This window comes from Stenotrophomonas sp. Ker107b, from assembly GCF_053847245.1.
In genome coordinates, this window is the sequence record NZ_JBSPHX010000001.1 from 402,080 (window position 1) to 425,032 (window position 22,953).

At 67.8% G+C, this 22,953-nt stretch carries 18 protein-coding genes; 8 read left to right on the plus strand and 10 right to left on the minus strand.

Features of this window, described 5'->3' with window-relative positions:
- Positions 1 to 3: 3 nt before the first annotated feature.
- Complete coding sequence (locus tag ACWV8V_RS02010) at positions 4 to 435, minus strand: type IV pilin protein (RefSeq protein ID WP_455898812.1); 432 nt, start codon at positions 433 to 435, stop codon at positions 4 to 6.
- 288 nt (positions 436 to 723) lie between these two features.
- Positions 724 to 1,386, minus strand: coding sequence for an HTH-type transcriptional repressor FabR (fabR, locus tag ACWV8V_RS02015; protein ID WP_259260425.1), 663 nt, complete (start codon positions 1,384 to 1,386; stop codon positions 724 to 726).
- Positions 1,387 to 1,479: 93 nt separating this feature from the next.
- Between fabR and ACWV8V_RS02020 the strand changes: the two genes are divergently transcribed.
- Together ACWV8V_RS02020 and ACWV8V_RS02025 are read left to right on the plus strand one after the other, a co-directional pair.
- Complete coding sequence (locus ACWV8V_RS02020; RefSeq protein ID WP_259260087.1) at positions 1,480 to 2,553, plus strand: ferredoxin reductase; 1,074 nt, start codon at positions 1,480 to 1,482, stop codon at positions 2,551 to 2,553.
- A 2-nt stretch (positions 2,554 to 2,555) separates the two neighbouring features.
- Entirely contained in the window at positions 2,556 to 3,689 is a 1,134-nt protein-coding gene (locus tag ACWV8V_RS02025; RefSeq protein ID WP_455898813.1) for a fatty acid desaturase family protein, read from the plus strand.
- Here ACWV8V_RS02025 and ACWV8V_RS02030 read toward each other — a convergent pair whose 3' ends face one another.
- The 3 genes from ACWV8V_RS02030 to ACWV8V_RS02040 all read right to left on the minus strand — a co-directional run bounded on the left by ACWV8V_RS02030 (position 3,690) and on the right by ACWV8V_RS02040 (position 7,852).
- Positions 3,690 to 5,861 (minus strand): TonB-dependent receptor plug domain-containing protein, encoded by a 2,172-nt coding sequence (locus tag ACWV8V_RS02030; protein WP_455898814.1) that lies wholly within the window; start codon positions 5,859 to 5,861, stop codon positions 3,690 to 3,692.
- 108 nt (positions 5,862 to 5,969) lie between these two features.
- Complete coding sequence (locus ACWV8V_RS02035) at positions 5,970 to 7,469, minus strand: peptidoglycan DD-metalloendopeptidase family protein (RefSeq protein WP_455898815.1); 1,500 nt, start codon at positions 7,467 to 7,469, stop codon at positions 5,970 to 5,972.
- Entirely contained in the window at positions 7,466 to 7,852 is a 387-nt protein-coding gene (locus ACWV8V_RS02040; protein ID WP_123728703.1) for a BlaI/MecI/CopY family transcriptional regulator, read from the minus strand. Before ACWV8V_RS02040 ends, ACWV8V_RS02035 begins: the two co-directional genes overlap by 4 nt.
- 118 nt (positions 7,853 to 7,970) lie before the next feature.
- Here ACWV8V_RS02040 and ACWV8V_RS02045 point away from each other — a divergent pair, with 118 nt between their 5' ends.
- The 3 genes from ACWV8V_RS02045 (at position 7,971) to ACWV8V_RS02055 (ending at position 11,596) form a co-directional block, all read left to right on the plus strand.
- Positions 7,971 to 8,573 carry an ECF-type sigma factor gene (locus ACWV8V_RS02045; protein ID WP_259260092.1) on the plus strand — a complete coding sequence of 201 codons (603 nt, stop codon included), beginning with the start codon at positions 7,971 to 7,973 and terminating at the stop codon, positions 8,571 to 8,573.
- Positions 8,570 to 11,266 (plus strand): protein kinase domain-containing protein, encoded by a 2,697-nt coding sequence (locus ACWV8V_RS02050; RefSeq protein ID WP_455898816.1) that lies wholly within the window; start codon positions 8,570 to 8,572, stop codon positions 11,264 to 11,266. The genes ACWV8V_RS02045 and ACWV8V_RS02050 overlap by 4 nt, the downstream gene beginning before the upstream one ends.
- A gap of 69 nt (positions 11,267 to 11,335) precedes the next feature.
- Complete coding sequence (locus ACWV8V_RS02055) at positions 11,336 to 11,596, plus strand: hypothetical protein (RefSeq protein WP_455898817.1); 261 nt, start codon at positions 11,336 to 11,338, stop codon at positions 11,594 to 11,596.
- A 6-nt stretch (positions 11,597 to 11,602) separates the two neighbouring features.
- Here the strand turns inward: ACWV8V_RS02055 and ACWV8V_RS02060 are convergent, their stop codons facing one another.
- A complete protein-coding gene (locus ACWV8V_RS02060) occupies positions 11,603 to 12,736 on the minus strand; it encodes a metallophosphoesterase (RefSeq protein WP_455898818.1) in 1,134 nt (377 codons plus the stop codon).
- A 168-nt stretch (positions 12,737 to 12,904) separates the two neighbouring features.
- On the opposite strand from ACWV8V_RS02060, the gene ACWV8V_RS02065 reads away from it, so the two are divergent.
- From ACWV8V_RS02065 to ACWV8V_RS02075, 3 genes are all read left to right on the plus strand, one after another.
- Positions 12,905 to 13,936, plus strand: a complete 1,032-nt coding sequence (locus ACWV8V_RS02065) for a cation diffusion facilitator family transporter (RefSeq protein ID WP_455898819.1) — start codon at positions 12,905 to 12,907, stop codon at positions 13,934 to 13,936.
- 87 nt (positions 13,937 to 14,023) lie between these two features.
- Positions 14,024 to 14,773: a 2,3-diphosphoglycerate-dependent phosphoglycerate mutase gene (gene gpmA, locus ACWV8V_RS02070; RefSeq protein WP_259260097.1), complete on the plus strand. Its 750-nt coding sequence runs from the start codon at positions 14,024 to 14,026 to the stop codon at positions 14,771 to 14,773.
- Between the two features lie 221 nt (positions 14,774 to 14,994).
- Positions 14,995 to 17,088, plus strand: coding sequence for a M13 family metallopeptidase (locus ACWV8V_RS02075; protein ID WP_455898820.1), 2,094 nt, complete (start codon positions 14,995 to 14,997; stop codon positions 17,086 to 17,088).
- Positions 17,089 to 17,172: 84 nt separating this feature from the next.
- Here ACWV8V_RS02075 and ACWV8V_RS02080 read toward each other — a convergent pair whose 3' ends face one another.
- From ACWV8V_RS02080 to ACWV8V_RS02095, 4 genes are all read right to left on the minus strand, one after another.
- Positions 17,173 to 17,754 (minus strand): HD-GYP domain-containing protein, encoded by a 582-nt coding sequence (locus tag ACWV8V_RS02080; RefSeq protein WP_259260099.1) that lies wholly within the window; start codon positions 17,752 to 17,754, stop codon positions 17,173 to 17,175.
- Between the two features lie 114 nt (positions 17,755 to 17,868).
- On the minus strand, positions 17,869 to 21,336 hold the full coding sequence (gene mfd / locus ACWV8V_RS02085; protein WP_455898821.1) for a transcription-repair coupling factor: 3,468 nt from the start codon (positions 21,334 to 21,336) through the stop codon (positions 17,869 to 17,871).
- Between the two features lie 78 nt (positions 21,337 to 21,414).
- Positions 21,415 to 21,960, minus strand: a complete 546-nt coding sequence (locus ACWV8V_RS02090) for a GNAT family N-acetyltransferase (RefSeq protein WP_019184458.1) — start codon at positions 21,958 to 21,960, stop codon at positions 21,415 to 21,417.
- A gap of 127 nt (positions 21,961 to 22,087) precedes the next feature.
- On the minus strand, positions 22,088 to 22,945 hold the full coding sequence (locus tag ACWV8V_RS02095; protein WP_282263631.1) for a 23S rRNA (adenine(2030)-N(6))-methyltransferase RlmJ: 858 nt from the start codon (positions 22,943 to 22,945) through the stop codon (positions 22,088 to 22,090).
- Between the last annotated feature and the right edge of the window lie 8 nt (positions 22,946 to 22,953).

The window sequence follows — 22,953 nt, forward strand, 5'->3', positions numbered from 1 at the left end:
CGGTTACCAGCTGCTGATGCCGACAGCGGCGCATTCGCTGCCGACGCTGCGGGAGTTGGCATCGTCCAGGCTGAGCACGCACCCGCTCGCTTTGCCCAAGGTTGAGCCGGCCGTGGCGGTCAGGGTGTAGCCTCCCGTCTTGGCCGTGTAGTCGAAGCTGAAATCGGCTGCACTGGCGGCCGGCGTCCAGCCGCGCTGGGCAACCTCCGCGCTGCCGGGATAGCTGAGGGTGCGCTGGCGGAAGTTCTCGGCGTTGGCCGAGAGGGCCAGCAGGTCGCTCTGCGCCAGCCGGATCTTCGAGCGAATCACATAGCGGGAGTACGCAGGCAGGGCAATCGCGGCCAGGATGGCGACGATCGCCACCACCACCATCAGCTCAAGCAGCGTGAAGCCGCGCATGCCGCGCCGCGAACGAGGTGCCACTACGGTATCCATCAACGCCTGCCTTCCCTGGGGCCTGGAGCCGTCACTGCGACACGCGGCACGACAGGCGCACGGCCTGCAGGCGGGTGTCCCTGGTACGCCTGGATGCGCTCAGGACCCCAATTCCCGAGACGCAGCCGGCAGACAGTGACGGAGTTACGTTTGTGAGGAGTTTCACACTTTATTAGCGCCTGACACCCGGTGTCAATCGAAATTGGTGCGGCGCAGCGTCGCACCGCGAAGGGTGTGGCCTGCGCTCCGGCACCTCGTAAAACGGGGACGTTGGTCTACTGCGCGGCGTCAGCGCAGCGGCGGACTGCCGGCCAGGGTGCGCGCCCCGGTGATGATCATCCGCAGCATCTGTGTCAGCTGATCGATCAGTTCAGGGTCTTTTTCCGGCGGCAGGTCCACCGCGGTGGCGCCCATGGCAAAGACCAGCCGGGTGATGGCCTTGGAGGCCAGTGCCGGCTCGTGCAGGCGCGCGCCGTCGGCGGCCGCCAGGCGGATCAGGTCGACCCGCAGTTCGTCTTCGAAGTAATTCAGTTCGCGATCAACCGCGTGCTTGAACGCATCCGAGCCGGCCGTGCCTTCACGCAGCAGCACATGCAGCAGGCGGTCATCGGCACGCAGCTGCTCCATGAAGGTCTCCACCGACAGCCGGATCACGCTGCGGTCCGAGGAGGCCGCGCGCTGGCGGGCCTCGCCGATGATCGTGCGCAGCGAGCGCCCGGCCAGGTCGATCAGCGCCACGGTGAGTTCGTCCATGTCGCGGAACTGACGGTAGAACGAGTTCGGGGCGATCCCGGCTTCACGCGCGACCTCGCGCAGGCTCAGCGTGGAGACGCTGCGGTGCGGCCCGATGAGGGCCAATGCCGCGGCCAGCAGATCCTCACGCGAGATGGAGGCTTTGCGCGCGGGATGGGCGTCGTCGGAGGCGGACAGGGGCAGGTCTGGGGAGGTCATCGGGGGCAGGGCAGTCAAGTCCCTGAATCATAGCCCGTCCCAGCAATATACAACTGTATACACAGTCGTATGCTCGGCCGTATAGTGCGCAGCATGAGCACCGTCCCGCGCATTGCCGCCCGCCGTCACGCCGCCAGCCCCCGCCGCTGGGTCTCCGAGGAGCTGTTCGACTTCTGGGGTACCCGCCTGCATCCGCTGTGGACGCTGCGTCGCCCGTTGGCCCGCCTGGCGTCGCGCACCGCCGAAAGCGCCGATGCCGTGACGCTGGTCCTCAAGCCCAACCGTCATTTCCGCGGTCTGCTGCCGGGCCAGCACGTCACCCTCGGTGTAGAAGTCGATGGCCGCCGCCTGTCGCGCAGTTACAGCCCGACCGTGCTGGCCGACGGACGCTTGGCGATCACCGTCAAAGCGATCGCCGGCGGTGCGGTCAGCCAGCATCTGGCCCATGCCGCGGTAACGGGTGAGGTATTCGAACTGGGCCAGGCGTTCGGTGAGATGACCCTGCCCGCAGCCTCCGCTGAGCGCCTGCTGTTGCTGGCCGCCGGCAGCGGCATCACCCCGATGCGCGCACTGCTGCGCCAGCTCGATGGCGCCGGCATGCAGGGCAAGGTGGATCTGGTGTACTGGGCACGCCGCCGCGAAGAACTCTGCTTCGCCGAGGAGCTCGCCGCGATGGCAGAACGCCATCCGTCGTTCGACCTGCATATCGCGCTGACCCGCGACCCCGCTGCCCCGGCGTCGCGCGTGGATGCCTTCGCCTTCGACGCACTGGGCGATCTGAGCACCGCCTGCACCCTGGTGTGCGGCCCGGGTGGCTTCGTCGATGCAGCGCAGGCGCGGCTGCAGGGCCAGGTTGCGTCGCTGCAGTCCGAGGCCTTCACCCCACCGGTGCTGCCGGAGGTGGAAACGGGCACGGTGCAGGTCGAACTGCGTCGCAGTGGCCGCACGCTCTCGCTGCCGCGCGGCACCTCGCTGCTGCAGGCGCTGGAGGCCGAAGGGCTGCGCCCGGCCAGTGGCTGCCGCATGGGCATCTGCAATACCTGTGTCTGCGGCAAGGTATCCGGCGTCACCCGCCATACCTTGACCGGCGAACACGCGGCCGAACCGGCCACGCAAGTAAAGCTGTGCGTGAACAGCGCCAGCACCGACCTGATCCTGGAGCTGTGACCATGTCTTCCGTGCACAACCGCGCGCTGTCCCCGGCCGAACTGCAGGCCTTCGGCGATGAACTCGATGCACTGCGCGCGCGCCAGCTGGCCACGCTCGGTGCGCGCGATGCGCGCTACATCCGTCGCGTCGTTGCCGCGGTGCGCTGGACCGGCGTGGCCGGCCGCGCGCTGCTGTTCCTCGGTGCCTTCGTGCACAGCGTGCTGATCCCGGCGTGGATTGCCGGTGTGGTGATGCTGGCGCTGTCCAAGATCCTGGAAAACATGGAGCTGGCGCACAACGTCATCCATGGCCAGTACGACTGGATGGGCGATCCGCAGTTGCAGGGCAGCACGTACGAGTGGGATATCGTCGGCACCGCCGACGCCTGGCGCAAGACCCACAACTTCCGCCACCACACCTACACCAATGTGCGCGGGCTGGACGACGATATCGGTTATGGGCTGCTGCGCATTTTCCCCGAGCAGCGGTGGCGCCCGTTCTACCTGATGCAGCCGGTCGTCGCGGTGGTGTTCGCGCTGCTGTTCGAATGGGGCATCGCGATCCAGGACCTGCGCCTGGGCCGTGTGTTTGCCGGCAAGATGACGCTCAAGCAGCTGGGCAAGCAGTTCCGTCCGGTCGGCCGCAAGATGGGCAAGCAGATGTTCAAGGACTACCTGCTGTTCCCGGCACTGGCCGGTCCGTTCTTCCTGCCGGTGCTGCTGGGCAATGTGGTCGCCAACCTGATCCGCAACGTGTGGACCTACGTGATCATCTTCTGTGGTCATTTCACCGCCGAGGCCGAGACGTTCCCGAAGGAATGCGTGCGCGATGAGAGTCGCGGCCACTGGTATCTGCGCCAGCTGCGCGGTTCGTCCAACCTGACCGGTGGCAAGCTGATGAACGTCCTGTCGGGCAACCTCAGCCACCAGATCGAGCACCACTTCTACCCGGACATTCCGGCCAACCGCTACGCGGCGATCGCGGTCGAGGTGAAGGAGATCTGCGCGCGCTACGGCCAGCACTACAACACCGGGTCGCTGCCGCGCCAGTTCGGCCAGGTGATGTGGCGGATCGTGCGCCATGCCTTCCCGAGCAAGCCGGGCCGTGTGCGCGCGCTGCCGGCGATGACCGAGGCCAGCCGCCAGCCGGGTTGATCAGAGCGGCAGCTCCAGTTGCAGGCGCCACAGCGGTGACGCCTTGCGCTGGCGTCGCAGCTGCTCGGTGCCATCGTCGCTGACCCGCGATTGCCCGGTATGCAATGTCCGGTGCAGCGCATTACTGAGGCTCAACCGCAGTTTGCCGCGTGTGCCCAGCGTCCACAGCGAGTAGAGGTCCAGCTCGCGCCCATAGCTGGCGATCTCGAATTGGCCCGGGCTGATCTGTACCGTGCCGCCGGTACGGTAGGTGTAACTGCCGCCCACGGTCCACCCCGAGCGGATCTGACGGTCCGCCCCGAGCGTGCTGCTGAAGCGCACCTGCTCATCGAGGCGGTTGTCGGGGCCGGGCACATCCTCCACGCGCGAATCGTTGGCGGTCGCATTGAAGCGGAGCGCTACATCCGGTGCGCCGGCGATCAGCTGCGGCAGGCGCAACGCAGTATCCATCTCCACGCCCCAGGTCATCGCCGTGCCGCCGTTCACCGGTGAGGCCACCCAGCGCCCGTCCTGCAGGTGGGTTTCGGTACGGATCACATGGGTGATACGGCGGACATAGCCCCCCAGGCTGAGCTGCGTGCCGTCCTTGCCGTAGGTCTCATAGGACAGGTCCATCCCGGTCGCCAACTCCGGGCGCAGCGCCGGGTTGCCGCGCTCGTCGGGATTGAGTGGGCGGTTGTTGGTGGAGGTGTACGGACGCGGGATCAGCGAGGCCAGCGTGGGTGAGCGGTAGGTGCGGGTCAGCGCGATGCGCAGCTGATCGCCTGGGGTGCCGGGGAGTTTCCAGAGCGACTGCAGCACCGGCGAAAGCACCTGCTCACGTCGGTGGATGCCGCTGAACCCGCTGCCCTCACTGCGCGTCGTGATCTGCTCCCAGCGCGCCCCGGCATAGACCGACCAGCGCTCGCTGAGGGTGATGTCGTCCTGCGCGTACAGCGCCAGCCGCCGGATGCGGGCGTCGAAGGCCAGGTCACTGAACCACGCCGCTTCATCGCCGACCGGCAGCAGGCGCTGCATCCGTGACTCATCACGACGGTCCTCGCTGCCTTCCCAACCCAACTGTAGTGCATGTCGTCCGCTGGCTGGCAGGGTGTACTTGCCGGTGCTGTTGAGGTCGCGCACGGTCAGTCGCGCATCGGTATGGTCCTGCAGGTTCTGTTGCCCCTCCAGTGCGTAGCCCTGCTCGCGGTAGGTATAGCGCTCGCGGTTGCCGCCCAGGCGCAGCTTGGTGGTGAACGTGCCGCCCAGCTCGAACGCACGTGTCCACGTTGCGCTGCCGTTGGCCTGTGCGACGTCGATGCGCGTGCGTTGCTGGTACCGCGTCGTGCGCAGCGGGGCACCGAGCGAGGTCATCCAGTCGATGTCGGTGACGCGGTCGAAGCGGCTGGCATCGACCACCGCCTGCAATGCAAGGGTGTCGCCGTTCTCCAGCGTGGTTTCCAGGCTGGGGGCCAGCGAAAGCACATCGCGCGTTCCGCTGGCACGCAGGGCGGTGTCGCGCAACACCGTCGGCGTCCCCTGTGGGTCCCACGCACGTTCGGTGCCGGTTTCTTCAACGAGGAACGCGCGGCGCGATGCGGTCGCGGTGATCGCGCTGCTGCGATGGCCGGCGCGCCGGTTGCGCTGCCAGCTGATCGACGGCGTGTTCCGTCCCTGGCTGTTGCCCCAGGCCAACGATAGCTGCTCGGTATCCTTGCGTGCCCCAGCGGCCAGCACGATGTTGATCGAACCGGCGATCGCCTCGCCACGCTGGTCGGCCGTTGGCGCACGAAGGATCTCCACCCGCTCGACCATCTCCGGGGTGAGTGAATCCAGATCGAAGCCGGTGGGCGCCTTCTGGCCATTGAGCAGGATCTGCGTGTAGCCCGCGCCCAACCCGCGCAGCGACAGCGCGCCGGTGCGGCCGGGGGCGCCGGTGCCGACGGTGATGCCAGGCAGACGCTTGAGCGCATCGACCAGGCCGAGGTCGCCGTACTGGCGCAGTGTTTCGCTGCCGACCACGATCCGGGTGGCGGTGTCATCGCGGCGGATGTCGTAGGCCTGCGCCTGCACCTGCACGGTGTCCAGCGCGGTGGTCGGCGGGGCCGCTGGCGCAGGCAGTGACTGCGCAGCGCTCGAGAACGCGGTGCATAGCGGGGCCAGGGCCAGGACGATGCGGAACGAAGGAGTCATGGGCGATCCGTGCAGAAGGGCAGAGTTCGCATTTCGCCGGGCAATACGCGCCCCTCCTGTGGCCAGGAAAACGAAATGCAGCGGTGGTTCGGGGAGCGGCTTAGCGGGTCATGGCAGGTATGCCTGCGGATCGACGCGCTCACCATCGCGCAGCATCTCCAGATGCAGATGTGGGCCGGTCACGCGTCCGGTGCTGCCGACCCGTGCGATCTGCTCGCCGGTGTGCACCTGCTGGCCAACCGCCACGTCCACGCCCTGCAGGTGCGCATACAACGTCTGCCAGCCTTGGCCATGGTCGATCACCACCACGGTGCCGTACTGGGGACCGTCCGGGTAGGCGGTCGTGGCAGCGACAACGCGACCATCCGCAGGGGCCAGTACCGGCGTGCCTGGGCGAGAACCGAAATCGGTGCCGCGGTGCGCACGTTGCCGGATGCTGCCGGTATCGCCGAACGGGCTGGTGATGCGGGGTGCGGCCAACGGGGCCTGGAACCGGACCCCGGCAGGGGTGTCGCGTACCGGCGGCAGCGGCAGTGCGGTAACCGTCGTTGCAACGCGGATCGGGTCGGCACCGACAGCAGCCTCCCGCAGCGGACGTGCGGTACTGGCCTGCATCACCAGCAGCAGGCCGCCGGTCAGCAGCGCACTGCCCAGCAGCAGGACGCGGCGTGGTCCCGACAGCGGTCGTGCGCCGTCGCCGTGCAACATGTGGCGGATGCGGACTTCATGTCCGGCCAGGTCGCGGTGGGTCAGTGCAGTGGATGGCGTGTGGGTCGCTGCGGTCAGCCGCAGCGTGCGGACATACGCCGCGGCGAAGTCGCGCCCACCGTGTACATCTTCGGCGAGCGCATGTGCGTCACAGCGCAGCTCGGTCGCCAACTGCACGCGTGCGCTGATCCGAAGCAGGAACGGGTTGAACCACAGCAGCGCATTGAACACCGCCATCAGTCCGGCGCGCTGCGGATCGCGGCGCGCAAGATGGGCCGCTTCATGGCCGAGGATCAGGCACAGCGCACGATCGTCCAGTTGATCCAATGCCGAGGCAGGGAGCACGATCAAGGGCTGTGGCCAGCGCACCGCGAACGGGCTCACCGGCAGCACACTGCCCCGGCACGTGATGCCCGCCGCCAGCAGACGCCGTGCTGCAGCACGGCTGCGTGGACCCGGCCACGCCGCCGTTGTGATCGGCGTGGTCGCACGGCACAGCTGGCCGGTGCGCCGCGTGCCGACCAGCACGCGCAGCAGTGCGACACCGGCACCGATGGCATAGAGCACAGCCAGCCACGTGGCGGCGGACGGAGGTGCCCACGCGGCGGCAACGTCTGCAACGCCTGCCGCACCGGCATCGCCCAGGTCCAGCGCGACCGGCAGCGGCATGATCAAGGCCGCTGGCAACGCCACCAGCGGGGCGGGCGCCCACAGCGCTACTGCCGCGGACAGCAGTACCGGCATCACCGCCAACAGCCACAACCCCATCCAGTAGCCATACGCGGCGTGGGAGAGGCCCAACCACCGATGCAGGCGCTGGCCGGCTGCCCAGGCCAACCCGCCACCGGCCAGGGCGCCAGCGGCGTGCACCACCCAGAACCCCAGGGTCGGCAGGCTCATTCCGGGTCGTCCTTGGCGGGCGCGCGCAGCAGCGCATCCAACTGCTGCAGCTCCTGCTCGCTGAGCAGGCGGCTGTCGGCGAACGCCTGTGCCGGCAACGCGCCATCGATCTCCAGCACCCGGCGGGCGAAGTCGGTGCTGAGCGCAGCCAGCGTGGCGACCTTGCCCACCTTCGCGCGGTACATGTTCAACCCATGCTCGACGGTTTCCTCCACCAGACCCTTGTCGACCATGCGCTCAAGCGTCTTGCGGGTGGAGGAGTAGGACCAGTCGAGCGCGTCGGCGGCCCCGTTATGGACTTCGCGCGCACTGCAGGCTCCTTGGCGCCACAACGCTTTGAGCAGCTCCAGTTCGGCATTGGAAGGGGTAGGTGGCACGGACATGGCGATCCCGGTGTGGCGAGGTGTCGCAAGTGTGCGACATGTGTCGCATTGCGTGCAAGAGGGCCGTCGCCGATACTGCGTGTTCGATGCCTGCTGTGACGCACGGATAACGTCCTCCATGTCTTTTGATGCGACACCTCCTGTTGCCGAGCGCCAGGAGGTCACCTGCCTGTTGCGCCGCTGGAGCGAGCAGCAGGACATTGCCGCCCGCGATCAACTGCTTGCGTTGCTCTATACGCAGTTGCGCGGCATGGCCGTGGCGCGGCTGGGCAATCCCCGGGATGGCGTACTGCAACCGACGGTGCTCGTGCACGAAGCGCTGATGCGGATGATCGACGGTGAGGTCGCTTACCGCGACCGCGTGCACTTCCTATCCTTGGCGGCCCTGAAGATGCGCAGCGTGCTGGTCGATCATGCCCGTGCGATGGCCGCCTCCAAGCGCGGCGGTGGTGTGGTCAATCTGACCCTGTCCTCCGCCGACCTGGAGGTCAGCCCCGACCACGATGCCTTCGAGGTGCTGGCCTTGAACCGGGCGTTGGAGGAACTGACCGCGCTGGATCCGCGCGCGGCGCGGACGGTGGAATGGATGTACTTCGGCGGCATGGGTCGCGAAGAGATCGCCATGGCGCTGGACGTGTCGGTGCCCACGGTCGACCGCGATCTGCGCTTTGCCAAAGCGTGGTTGAACCGACACCTGGCCGGGCCGGCGACCCGCGCATGACCGACGCTGCCCGCTGGCAGACGGTGCGAGGACTGTTCGATGCAGTCTGTGATCTGCCCGAGGCGCGCTGGCGCCCGGCGCTGCGCGACCTGTGCGATGACCCGGCTGCGATCGACGAGACGCTGCAACTGCTGCACGCGCAGACCGGGGATCTGGGGCGGATCGAACAGGCGCTCGCGGCGGTCATGGCCGATATGGACGACCCGTCCGCCTTGGTCGGGCAGCGGCTCGGGCCGTGGCGACTGAGCCGGTTGCTGGCGGTCGGCGGGATGGGGGTGGTGTTCCTGGCCGAGCGCGCCGACGCGCTGTACCGGCGTGAGGTCGCCATCAAGCTGATGCGCCGCACGTACGATCCGGTGCTGGCCACGCGGCTGGCCAGTGAAAGCCAGATCCTGGCGGACCTGCAGCACCCGCATATCGCCCGGTTGTACGACGTCGGCGTGGCCGAGGGAGGTCAGCCGTATCTGGTGATGGAGTACGTGCAGGGCGAGCCGCTGGACGTGGCCTGCAGCACTCTCGGCCTGCCGCTGGCGGCGCGCCTGCAGCTGTTCTCGCAGATCTGCCGCGCGGTGCAGGCTGCGCATTCGCAATCGGTGGTGCACTGCGACCTCAAGCCGGCCAACGTGCTGGTGCGGCCCGATGGGCAGCCGGTGCTGCTGGATTTCGGCATCGCCCATCTGCTGGGTGACGCCGGTGATGCCGTGGACTACCTCACGCCGGCCTACGCCAGTCCGGAACGGCTGGCCGGGCGACCGGCCAGCATCGCCGGCGATGTCTACGGCCTGGGCGTGATGCTGGATGCCCTGCTCAGCGGTCGCGCCCAGGGCCATGGCCGCGCGGTGCCGGCCGACCTGCGCGCTATCGCGGCGAAGGCGCGCGCGGCCGACCCGGTCGAACGCTATGCCTCTGCCGAGGCGCTGGCTGAAGACCTGGAACGGTATCTGGCGCATCGCCCGGTACGCGCGCGTCGCCCCAGCCGTTGGCATCGCGCACGCCTGCTGCTGCGACGGCAGTGGCGCGTCGGCCTGGTCGCTGCGCTGGTGGCGGCGATGGTGGTGGTGTTCGTGCTGCGCCTGAGCGAGGCCCGCCGCCAGGCCGAGCAGAACGCTTTGGCTGCCGCTGGCATTGCCGATGTCCTGGTGGCCGCCTTCGATGCGGCCGACCCCGGCCTGCGCAACGGCACCCCGATGACCGCCCGTGAGGTGCTCGATCTGGGCGCACGCCGCATCGAGCATGACAGTAGCGTGTCGCCCGCGCTGCGCGCACGCATGCAGGCTGCGCTGGGGCGGGCCTACCAGAACCTGGGCCAACCCCAGGATGCCGAGACCCTGCTGCGCGACAGTGTGGCCGGGCTGGTGCGTACCGGTGCGGCGGCGCACGAGATCGCCGATGCCTGGGCCAGCGTGTCGGCCCAGCAGCTCAGCGCCGGCCGTGACAAGGACGCGCTGATCAGTGCCGAGCGCGCCTTGGCGTTGCTTGATAAGGACGACGTGCCGACAGTCAGGATGAAGGCCCTCAACGCACAGGGCCTGGCGTATGCGCAGCTGGAAGAACACGCGTCTGCCGAGCAGGCGTTCCGCGCCGCACTGGCACTGAGCCGAGGCAGCAACGGCGCCCCACTGCAGCGTGGCGGTATGGCCGCGATGGCCAACCTCGGCGATCTCTACCGAAGCCAGGGAGAACTCGACAAGGCCGAGGCGATCCTGCGCGAGGCGCTGGCCGAGGCATCGCGCGAGCACGGTGTGCAAGGGGCCGAATATCAGCGCGCGCTGCGTGCACTCTCCGCGACGCTGCTCAACCAGGGGCGCATCGATGAAGCGCTGGCGTTGGCCGAACGCAGCTTCGCGCTGACCCGGCAGATGTTTGGCGCGAACAGCAGCTATACCGCATCGGCCGAGGCCGGGCTGGCGGGCCAGTACCTCGACCTTGGCCGCTATCAGGCCGCCGATCAGCACTTCCGCAACAGCCTGCAGACCAGTGCCGCCGTTGATGGCGTGGACAGCCGGGCCTATACGGTCAAGCAGTACGCCCACGGCCTCATGGAGGAAGCCCGCGGCGACTACGCTCAGGCCGAGCAGAACTACCGCGCTGCACTGACGCGCTATCGGCGCCTTCTCGGCCCCGAGCACGCCGATACCCTCGATGTGGAGATGGTGCTGGCCCGGCTGCTGCTGCGTACCCACCGGACGGCCGAGGCGCAGGTGCCGCTGCAGCAGGTCGCGACCCTGTGGCGGCGCGATCTGCCCGCCGATTCACCGCAGTTGCTGGTGCTGCGGCTGGTCGAGATCGAATGGCTGATCCGGGCAGGCCAGCATGCCCAGGCCGGCCGGGCGCTGGCGGCGTTCGGCCAGGCCCATCCCACCCTGCCGCCGTGGCTGGCGCTGCGCATGCAGATGCAGCAGGCGCTGCTGGCCCAGCGCCGTGCCGACCCGGCGGCGGTGCCGCTGTCGGCGCAGCTGGTGGAGACCTTCACCGGTTTCTATGGCGCCGATTCCACCGCCACCGCCAAGTGGCGGGTGCCGCTGGCCGAGGCACTGCTCGACAACGGTGATGCCGCCGGCGCCCGCGCGCAGATTGCCCGGGCCCGTCCACACCTGCAGGAGCTGGCTCCCTCATCGGAATTTCTGAGCCGTATCAATGCGCTGGAGCAGCGCCTGGCCACTCACGGGCAGGGCCACACCGGGGGACGATAGTTCGGTGACGGTTTTCACGGTTTATCGATCAGGAGGCCGATCCCGGGCCTCATTGATTGAAGGGACACCATGTCAAACCATCTCCATCCCGATGCCCGCGCCGCTGGCGCGCCAGACTACGCTGCCACTGACGCGGGGGCCGAGCCGGCCACTGATGCGTCACGCGGGCCGCTGCGTTCCTTCAGCAAGGCCTACCGCAAGGCGCGCGACTGGCACTGCTCGCCCGGGCGCGCCTGGATCGTGGGACTGCGGTTCGCATTGACCGGTGACAGCGGCCGCTTCCGCAGCCATGGCGGCTGGATGGTCTCGCGCATCTACACGCCGCGTTGAATCCGGTCAGTCGCTCTCGCCGATCCGGCCTTCGGCCAGCGGCACCCGCGAGCCATCGAGCAGGCCACGGCTGAGCGTGCCGTTCTCGATGAACAGCAGCTCGCCGTTCTCACCGTTCTTGATGCTGCTGTCGATGGCGATGATGCGGTCGCCATGGAAGCTGCTGACATGCGGCATCGAGGTGTGGCCGACGACGATGCGGGCGAGGTCCAGCTGCTTGAGCAGGGTCTGGACCTGGGCGGTGTCCATGCGGCCATCGAAGTAGCCGCGGTACCAGATCGGACTGGTCTTGCCGTCGAACAGGCGCGCGGTGTCCGGCGCGGCCTTGACCTGCTCCTTGGGCAGCCCGACCGCGGCCTGATACCCGGCATTGGTGGCATCCATCTCGCGCACCAGATCCAGATTCTCCGGTGCGATGCCACCATGCAGGAACAGGGTGTCCCCGATGCGCAGCAGCACCGGGCGGGTGCGCAGCCACTGCCCGAGGGTCGAGTCCGGCCCGTACAGCGCGGGGTAGGAACGGCCGAGCAGCTGCGCGCTCCTGAGGTACTTCGGGTTGACGTAGCGCAGATCGTTGTAGAGCACCATCGTCTCGTGATTGCCGAGCACGAAGTGCACCGCGCCGCCCGCGGCCGTAGCCTGCTGCTGCAGGCTGTACAGCAGCCAGAACGCCTCTGTGACCTGCGGCCCGCGGTCGAAGACATCGCCGGCCACCACCAGCGTGGCGTCGCCCAGCGACCAGCGGTCGTCACTGCCGATCACGTGGTGGGCGCGCAGTAGTTTCACCAGCAGCCCGTACTGCCCGTGGATGTCCGACAACGCGACGATCCGCGGCGCTGCCGGGAACCGGGCGACCTCCGCCGTGCGCGGTGGCAGCACGGTCAGCGCGTGCGGGTAGCCGCATTCGGGGGCGACCACCGTGCCCCCGTCGCGCGCCGGCAGCGCGCGGCGGATCACATGGTCCTTGCACACCCAGGCCGCCTCCAGCCCGGTGGCGGTACGGAACACGTAGGGCCCATCCGCATCCACCTGCTCGGCCGGCGCAGCCACCTCGCGCGCAGTGGCCAACAACGGCGTCATCAGCAATGCCGACTGGAACAGCAGCAGGGCAGGGCGGGTCAAGGCGCGGCAGATCGACATCGGGGTGTTCCTGTAACGGACGGCAGTGCCGCGATGCTACGCCGCACGTGCCGCTGCGGACATGCGCCATTGGTCAGCGGGTGAACGGCGCACTGAACGCCGCGCCAAGTGTAATAGTCTCCGCGCGAGGCGCTGCTTACCCTGCCGGCATTGTCCAGGAGAGCTTTCATGGGTCACGACCACGACCATCTGCCCAGCGAGATCCGCCACGAGAAACCGCTGTGGTGGGCGCTGGGCCTGACCACGACCTTCCTGCTGGTGGAGGTCATCGGTGCGTTCTGGACCAACAGCCTGGCGCTGCTGTCCGATGCCGCGCACATGGCCACCGACACGCTCGCGCTGATGATCGCGTTGGTCGCGGTCCGGCTCAGCCGGCGCCCGCCCGATGCCAAGCGCACCTACGGCTACGCGCGGCTGGAAGCGCTCGGTGCGATGATCAATGGCGGCATGCTGTTCCTGGTGGCCGGCTACATTCTGTGGGAGGCGGTGCAGCGTTTCCGCGCGCCACAGGAGATTGCCTCCAGCGGCATGCTGGCGATCGCGGTGTTCGGGCTGGTCATCAACCTGATCTCGATGCGCCTGCTACGCGCCGGCAGCGGCGAGAGCCTCAACGTCAAAGGTGCGTATCTGGAAGTCTGGGCGGACATGCTCGGCTCGGTCGCCGTGATCGTGGGCGCACTACTGATCCGCTGGACAGGCTGGAAGCCGATCGATCCGATCCTGGCCGTGCTGATCGGCCTGTGGGTGCTGCCGCGCACGTGGGTATTGATGCGCGAGGCGATCAACGTGTTGCTGGAGGGCGTGCCCAAGGGCATGGATGTCGCGGCGGTACGCGGCACCCTGTGCGCACACGATGGCGTGCTGGACGTGCATGACCTGCACGTATGGGCGCTGGCTTCCAGCACCCCGGCACTGACCGCGCACGTGGTGATGGGCACCGGCGTGGATGCCGATCGCCTGCGTCGCGAGCTGGGCACCCGGTTGCACGAGCAGTACGGCATCGACCATGTGACCCTGCAGATCGAGACGGATCACTGCGGCGATCCCTGCAGCGTGGGCAGCCCGCGCGACCGGCATGCCGATGACCATGTCGGGCACGACCACGCCGCCCATGATCATGCCGGCCATGCGCACCACAGCAACGACAGCCGCCGCGCCGCGCCGGACGCGCAGGGTCATCACGGGCATCCGCATCCCTGAGGTCTACCGGCGGCCCCACCGCGGACGGGCAGGGCAGGGTTGCCGCTACAATGCGGGTCTGCCTTGCCATCTGTCGGAGATACTGCAGTGACCCGGAAACTCGTACTGTTGCGCCACGGCCAGAGCCAGTGGAACCTGGACAACCGCTTCACCGGCTGGGTGGACGTGGAACTGACCGAACAGGGCCGCCGCGAGGCTGCCGCCGCCGGCCGCCTGATGCGTGAAGAAGGCCTGCAGTTCGATGTCGCCCACACCTCGGTGCTCAAGCGCGCCATCCACACCCTGCAGGGTGCCCTGGCCGAGCTGGACCAGGACTGGCTGCCGGTCAGCAAAAGCTGGCGCTTGAACGAGCGCCATTACGGTGGCCTGCAGGGCCTGGACAAGGCCGAGACCGCCGCCAAGCACGGCGAGGACCAGGTCAAGATCTGGCGCCGTTCCTACGATATCCCGCCGCCGGCGATGGACATCGAGGACCCGGGCCACCCGATCCACGACCGCCGCTATGCCGGCCTGGACCGCAATGCCCTGCCGGGCACCGAATCGCTGGCCACCACGCTGGACCGCGTGCTGCCGTACTGGTTCGATTCGATCGCCCCGCAGCTCAAGGACGGCAAGACCGTGCTGGTCACCGCCCACGGCAACTCGCTGCGCGCGCTGTACAAGTACCTCAACCATGTTTCGCAGGAGGCCATCCTGGAACTCAACATCCCGACCGGCATCCCGCTCCTGTTCGAACTCAACGACGACCTGACGGTGCAGTCGTTCCGCTACCTGGGCGACCCGGAAGCGGCACGCAAGGCCGCTGAGGCCGTGGCGAACCAAGGCAAGGCGAAATAACAACGAAAGGCCGGCGCAAGCCGGCCTTTTCTTTACCCCCGCGGGTAGGGCCACCCCATGGGTGGCTGCACGCGACGCCGGCTTCCTGCAGCCACCCATGGGGTGGCTCTGCCGCTGCGCGATGGTGTGACCTTTGGCCGGTCCGCCCGGTCCCCTCCCGCGCTACGCTGACCGATTGCCCGTGATCCGGGTGATGCATCCATCTGTAGCCGGAGAGTCGAATGAAGTTTTCCAAGCTGGTCCCGCTGGGCCTGACCGCCGCCATCGCCGTGTCGCTGGCCTCCTGCGGCAAGACCGATACCGCGCCTGCCGCCACCGCCGATGCCAAGCCGGCGTTTGATCAGTCGCAGATCAAGACCGCGCTGATCTCGCTCAACACTGCCGATCTGGACACCGCCATCGCCGCCTGTACCGACCTCAACGGGTTCGTGAACAGCAAGTGGCTCAAGGCCAACCCGGTCCCGAACGACCAGACCACCTGGGGCAGCTTCGAAATCCTGCGCGAGCGCTCGCTGGAAGTGCAGCACGCGCTGGTGCAGCAGGCCGCCGCCAGCCAGGCCAAGGCCGGCACGGTGGAAGCCAAGATCGGTGACATCTGGAAGACCGGTTCGGACGAGGCCAAGATCGACGCCGCCGGCATCACCCCGCTGCAGCCGCAGCTGGACAAGATCGCCGCGCTGACCGACACCGCCGCCATCACCCAGTACCTGCGCGACAGCCAGGCGGTGGGCCAGGGCGTGCTGTTCTCGCTGTTCGCCAATGCTGATTACAAGGATTCGGCCAACGTCATCGCCTATGTCGGCCAGGGCGGCCTCGGCCTGCCGGAGAAGGGCTATTACTTCGACGATTCGCAGGCCAAGATCCGCGACGCGTACGTTGCCTACATCGCCCAGGTGCTGACCCTGTCCGGCGTCGATGCCGAGCTGGCCAAGACCCAGGCCAAGGCCGTGATGGACTTCGAAACGCGTCTGGCCAAGGCCTCGATGTCGCGCATCGAAATGCGTGACCCCGCCAAGCGTTACAACCCGGTCAGCGCGGCGGACGCAGACAAGCTGACCCCGAACTTCAGCTGGACCGCCCTGTTCGACACCCTGAAGGTGCCGGCCGCGCAGAAGTTCTCGATGGCCCAGCCGGGCTTCTTCGGTGAAGTGGACAAGATGCTGGCCGACGTACCGGCCGCCACCTGGCAGGCCTACCTGCGCTTCCACACCATCGATGACGCCTCGCCGTACCTGAGCAGCGCCTTCGAAAAGGCCAACTTCGATTTCTACAGCACCACCCTGCGTGGCCAGAAGGAAATGCAGCCGCGCTGGAAGCGCGTGCTGGAGTCGGTCAACGGCGCCATCGGTGAAGGCCTGGGCCAGATGTATGTCGACGCCGTGTTCCCGGCCGACTCCAAAGTGCAGATGCAGCACCTGGTGGAGAACCTCTCGGTGGCGCTGAAGGCGCGCTTGGAGAAGCTGGAGTGGATGAGCGAAGACACCCGCAAGAAGGCACTGGAGAAGTGGGCCAGCTTCACCCCGAAGATCGGCTACCCGGACAAGTGGCGTGACTGGTCGGGCCTGGAAACCAACGGCGACAGCTACCTGGGCAACATGCAGGCCGCGCGCACGTTCAACTACCGCTTCATGCTCAACAAGATCGGCAAGCCGGTCGACAAGACCGAGTGGGGCATGACCCCGCAGACCGTCAACGCCTACTACAACGCCACCAAGAACGAGATCGTGTTCCCGGCGGCGATCCTGCAGGCGCCGTTCTTCGACGCCAAGGCAGATCCGGCGCTCAACTACGGCGGCATCGGTGCGGTCATCGGCCACGAGATGATGCACGGCTACGACGACTCGGGCAGCCAGTTCGCCGCCAACGGCAACTTCGACAACTGGTGGACCGACAGCGACCGTGCCGCCTTCACCCAGCGTACTGACCAGCTGGTCGCGCAGTTCGATGGCTATGAGTCGCTGCCCGGCGTGAACGTGAAGGGCAAGCTGACCCTGGGCGAGAACATCGGCGACCTCGGTGGCCTGACCGTGGCCTACGACGCGCTGCAGATGGCGCTGAAGGAAGACCCGAAGGCCAACGTCGAGGTGGACGGTTATTCGCAGGACCAGCGCTTCTTCATGAACTGGGCCACCGTGTGGCGCCGCAACTTCAATGAAGGCGAGCTGCGCGTGCGTCTGAACACCGATCCGCACGCCCCGGCGAACTTCCGTGCCAACGGCGCGCCGTCGAACATGCCGGCGTACGCGCAGGCGTTCGAGTGCAAGGCCGGCGATGCGATGGTGCGGGCCGACGACAAGCGCGTTGTGATCTGGTGATCGCACGCGGTTGAGTGATACGGAAAACCCGGCGAACGCCGGGTTTTTCTTTTCCAGCACGCTCGCGGCAAACCCCAGCGGAGACTACGTAGTGGCGGCCATCATCCGGGTGAACAGGCCGAACACCTCCGGATCCACCAGGCCACCCTGCTGCTCGGCAAGGATGCCCATCGCCTTGGCATGCGGCATCGGGCCGCGGTAGGGGCGGGTGGTGGTCATGGCATCGTAGCCATCGACGATGGTGAGCACGCGCGCGCCCAGCGGAATGTCGCTGCCTTTCAGGCCATCCGGATAACCACTGCCATCGAACGCCTCGTGATGGCTGCGGATCAGCCGCGCCACCTCGGCCGCGTCGCTGCGCCCGGTGGTGGCGAAAATGCGCTCACCGCGCTCGGGGTGGGTACGCATGATCGCGCGCTGCGCGTCGTCCAGGCGCGCGGGATACAACAGCACGTTGTCCGGAATGCCGATCTTGCCGATGTCATGGAAGCGGGCCGCCAGCGCCAGATGCGCGCGCTGCGTGTCGTCCAGATCGCACAGGCGCCCCAGCTGATCGCCGAGCAGGCCGACCCGGTCGCAGTGGAAACGGGTGTACTGGTCGCGCATCTGCAACGACATCGACAGCGCATCGATGGAGCAGACCTGCGAAGGGGCATCGTCGAACATGGGGGCGGTCACGTGGGGTCGGATGGCCGGCCGTCAGTGCCGGGGTCGGGCAGGCGGCCACGTGGCGCCTGCCCATCGAACGATAGCGCCTGGCGACCGGCGCCAGGCGTGAAATCAGCGCGGGGAGAGGGTCAGCAACAAGGCCTTGGCGGCGCTGAAGCGGTCTTCCGGCAGCGGCAAAGGGTGCTTGATGCGCAGCTTGTCCGGCCCATCCATCGTGTACAGCTTGGGCTGCTTCTGGATCAGCTGGATGACCGCCATCGGGTCGATCTCCGGCTTGGCGTTGAACACGATGCGCCCGCCGTTTTCGCCCAGCTCCAGTTTGCGGATGCCCAGCACATTGGCCTGCAGCTTGAGCTCGGCGATCGCGAACAGGTGCTTGGCCGCATCCGGCAGCAGGCCGAAGCGATCGATCATCTCCACCTGCAGTTCGCGCAGCTCAGCGCTGTCGCGCGCGCTGCTGATGCGCTTGTATAGGGTCAGGCGGGTGTGCACGTCGGGCAGGTAGGCGTCGGGGATCAAGGCGGGCACATGCAGCTCGACCTCGGCACCGCGTGCTTCTTCGCCCGCATCCAGATCCGGCAGCTTGCCCAGGCGGATGCTGCGCACCGCACGTTCCAGCAGCTCGGTGTAGAGGCTGAAGCCGACCTCGGCCATCTGGCCGCTCTGGTCCTCGCCGAGCAGCTCGCCGGCACCGCGGATTTCCAGATCGTGGGTGGCCAGGGTGAAGCCGGCACCGAGTTCGTCCATCGAGGCGATCGCCTCCAGGCGCTTCTCGGCATCAGGCGTCATCGCGCGCTTGTCCGGCACCACCAGGTAGGCGTACGCCCGGTGGTGCGAGCGACCCACGCGGCCACGCAGCTGGTGCAGCTGGGCCAGGCCGAAGCGGTCGGCGCGGTTGATGATGATGGTATTGGCGTTGGGGATGTCGATGCCCGATTCGATGATCGTGGTCGACAACAGCACGTTGAAGCGCTGCTTCTGGAAGTCCAGCATCACCCGCTCCAGCTCGCGCTCGGGCATCTGCCCATGGGCGATGCCGATGCGTGCTTCGGGCACCAGCTCGGCCAGCTCGCGCTGCATGCGGCCGATGCTCTCCACATCGTTGTGCAGGAAGTACAGCTGGCCACCACGGGCCAGTTCGCGCTGGAAGGCTTCGCGCAGCAGCGCGTTGTCCCAGGCGGTGATGAACGTCTTGACCGCCAGCCGGTTCGGCGGCGGCGTGGCGATGATCGACAGATCACGCAGCCCGGCCATGGCCATGTTGAGCGTGCGGGGAATCGGCGTGGCGGTCAGGGTGAGCAGATGCACGTTGGCGCGCATCGCCTTGAGCGCTTCCTTCTGGCGCACACCGAAGCGCTGCTCCTCATCGACCACGACCAGACCGAGGTCCTTGAACTTCACGTCCGGCTGCAGCAGGCGATGGGTACCGATGATGACGTCGATGGTGCCGGCGGCGACCTTCTCCAGTTCGGCCTTGATCTCCTTGGTGGATTTGAAGCGCGACAGCACCTCCACCTTGAGCGGCCAATCGGCGAAGCGATCGCGGAAGTTGCGGTAGTGCTGTTCGGCCAGCAGGGTGGTTGGCACCAGCACGGCAACCTGCTTGCCGGCGCTGGCGGCGGCGAACGCGGCGCGCACGGCGACCTCGGTCTTGCCGAAGCCGACGTCACCGCAGACCACCCGGTCCATCGGCTGGCTGCTGGCCAGATCGCGCAGCGTCGCGTCGATCGCGGCCAGCTGATCAGGCGTTTCCTCGAACGGGAACCCGGCCGCGAACGGCTCGTACATCGCACGGTCCACATGCAGCGCCAGGCCGGCACGGGCACGACGACGCGCCTGGATTTCCAGCAGCTCGGCGGCAACGTCGCGGACCTTTTCGGCCGCCTTGCGCTTGGCCTTGGTCCACTGCTCGCCACCGAGCGAATGCAGCGGGGCGGTTTCCGGCGAGGCACCGGAATAGCGGCTGATCAGGTGCAGCTGGGCGACCGGCACATACAGGCGGTCGCCCTTGGCGTATTCGATTTCCAGGAACTCGCCGGGCATGCCGCCGGCATCGAGAACGATCAGGCCGCGGTAGCGGCCGACACCGTGGTCTTCATGCACGATCGGCGAGCCTTCGCTGAGCTCGCCGAGGTCGCGGATGATCGCTTCGGGCTCGCGCCCGGCCCGGCGGCTGCGGCGCTGCTGGCCGGCGCGTTCGGGGAACAGCTGACGTTCGGTCAGCACCGCGATCGGCGGGCTTTCCAGCGCGAAACCGTCTTCCAGCGGCGCCACGGTAATGCCGAAGCGGACGCTGTCGTCGGCCAGGAAGCCGGGCAGATCGGCGACCACCGGCGGCTTCAGCTCGGCGGCGAGCAGCACTTCCAGCAGGGCTTCGCGGCGGCCGGCGGAATCGGCGGCGATCAGCACGCGGCCCGGATAATGACCGATGAAGGATTTCAGTGCCTCGGCAGCCGGGGCATCGCGTGCGGCCACTGGCAGCGGCGGCAGGGGCTGGTCGCCCAGCGGCTGTGCATCGCCGATGCGGTCGTGATCCAGCGGCCAGACTTCGACGCGGGCCAGGCCGTTGAGCGTGGCGCGCAGTTGCTCGGGGCTGGCATACAGCTCTTCCGGCGCCAGCAGCGGGCGCTCGACATCGTGGCGGCGCTGCTCGTAGCGGTTCTGCGTCTGCGCCCAGAAGGCGGCCGCAGCATCGAACACGTTCGGCGCCAGCACCGGCAGCACGTTGGGCTGCAGGTAATCGAGCAGGGTCGCGGTCTTGTCGAAGAACAGCGGCAGGTAGTACTCGATGCCGGCCGGCGCGATACCGGCCTTGAGATCCTGGTACAGCGCGCTGCGCCGGGTATCCACATCGAAGCGCTCGCGCAGCGTGTTGAGCACGCGCGAGACGCTGAGATCATCCAGCGGCACTTCACGGCCGGGCAGCATGTGCACCGCCTCGACCTTGTCCAGCGAGCGCTGCGATTCCGGATCGAACGCGCGGATCGAATCGATGTCTTCATCGAGCAGTTCCACCCGCAGCGGCGCCTCGGCCCCCATCGGGTAGACATCGAGCAGGCCGCCACGTACGGCGAAATCACCCGGGTCCATCACCTGCGGCACGTTGCGGTAGCCGGCCGATTCCAGGCGGCGCTTTTCCGCGTCCAGATCCAGGCGCTGGCCCACGGTGAGGTCGAAGCTTCCGCCGATGACGTACTTGAGCGGGGCCAACTGCTGCAGCAGCGTCTGCACCGGCACCACCACGATGCCGCGCTTCAGCGCCGGCAGGGCATGCAGCGCCGCCAGGCGCTGGGAAATGATGTCCGGGTGCGGGCTGAAGGCGTCGTAGGGCAGGGTTTCCCAATCCGGGAAGGCCACGATCGGCACGTCGCCGGCACTGCCCAGCAGGGTGTGCAGATCCGCTTCGATCTGGTTCGCGCCGTGGTTGTCGCGCGCGACCACCAGCAACGGCCCGTCGTGCGACTGTGCCGCGCGGGCGATGTACCACGCCAGCGCTGTCGCCGAAGCGGGAGCGCGCCACCAGGCGCGGAGCTGTCCAGGACGTGGCAGCGGCGGAACGGGATAGGAGGTGCGTGACATGAACCGTCGATTTTAGCAGACCGCAGCGTGGCGGCCGCGTCATCCGGCAGCGGCCGGGCAGTGCCCGGCCGCCCGTCATCAGCTGTCGAGTTCGAGCACCATGCGCACCAGGCCCGGCGTACCGTTCGGGTGCGGGATCGGCTGGAAGCCCAGCGAGGCGGCCAGCTGCTTCATCGGCTCGTTCTCTTCGGCAACATCACCGTACAGACGATCCAGGTACTTGCCGCGCGCCCATTTGACCAGCTTGCGCATCAGCTGCCGGCCCAGGCCCTGGCCGACCAGGAAGCGGCTGACCAGGATCGCGTATTCGGCCTCGCGGGTGCCGGGGATGATCGAGGCACGCGCGACCGCACCCACCACGGCTTCACCGGCGGGCAGCGACTCGGCCGCGACCAGGGTGATTTCGCTCTTGGGATTGGGGTGGGTCAGGCGCTGCGTGGTTTCCGGCGACAGCTCGGTCACCGACTGCAGGAAACGGTCGCGGATCTCCTCCGGCCCGAACAGGCTGAAGGCGGCATGCAGCGGCGGGCCGTCTTCCGGCCGGATGGGGCGGATCAGCAGCTCGTGGCCACTGGGTGCCTTGAAAATTTCGTGCCAGGGCGGCATGCGGTTACGGGTAGCCATACCGGTGATTCCTTGGTGGTCTCAGGATTCTCGCATCCCGGGTGCAGCGTTCCGTGAACGGATCACTCACGTCGATCCGGCCGGGAGGAGTCGGCCAGGCCGGGATCCCGGCCTGGCCTGAAGGGGGTCATTCGGCCTGCTTGAGCCACTGCAGGCGGGTCGAGGCGCCGGCCTCGCCCAGGTGCTGCTTGAGCGCCGGCATGGCCGGGGCCAGGACCTGGTCGAACTGCCACGGCGGGTTCAGCAGCAGCATGCCGCTGCCATTGAGCCGCAGCGGGGAGTCGTCCGGGCGGATCAGCAGCTCGGCGGTCAGCACCGATTTCACCGGCAGGGCACAGGCCTTGCGCAGGAAATGCAGGATGGTCCGGCGCTGCTTGATCGGGAACCAGATCGCAAAGCTGGCCTGCGGCCAACGGCCCAGGATCTCGGTCACCGAGGCCAGGATGGCCTGGTACTCGGCGTCCTGCCCCTCGTAGGGCGGGTCGATCAGGACCAGCCCACGGCCGATCTTCACGCCGTTGGCCTTGGGCGGCAGCAGCTTCTTGTTCTGGGCATAGCCATCGGCGTGATACACGGCCACCCGGCTGTCATGGGCGAACAGTGCCTTCAGCGCCGTGGCTTCGGCATCCTGCACTTCGCAGACGGCCATGCGGTCCTGCTCGCGCAGGGTCTGGGCGGTCAGCAGCGGCGAGCCGGGGTAGCTGATCATCGCCCCGACCGGGTTGTCGGCCTGGACCGCCTTGAGGTAGCGCTCCACCACCGCGGGCAGCTGCGGCTGGGCCATCAGGCGCATCACGCCGTCTTCGGCCTCCAGCGTCTTGCGGCTTTCCTCGCTGGCCAGCAGGTAGCGGCCTGCGCCGCCGTGGGTGTCCAGCACGAAGAACGGGCTGTCCTTGCGCTTGAAGGTGTCGAGCAGGGCAAGCTGCACGATGTGCTTGAGCACATCGGCATGGTTGCCGGCATGGAAGGCGTGGCGGTAATTCATCGGCGCAG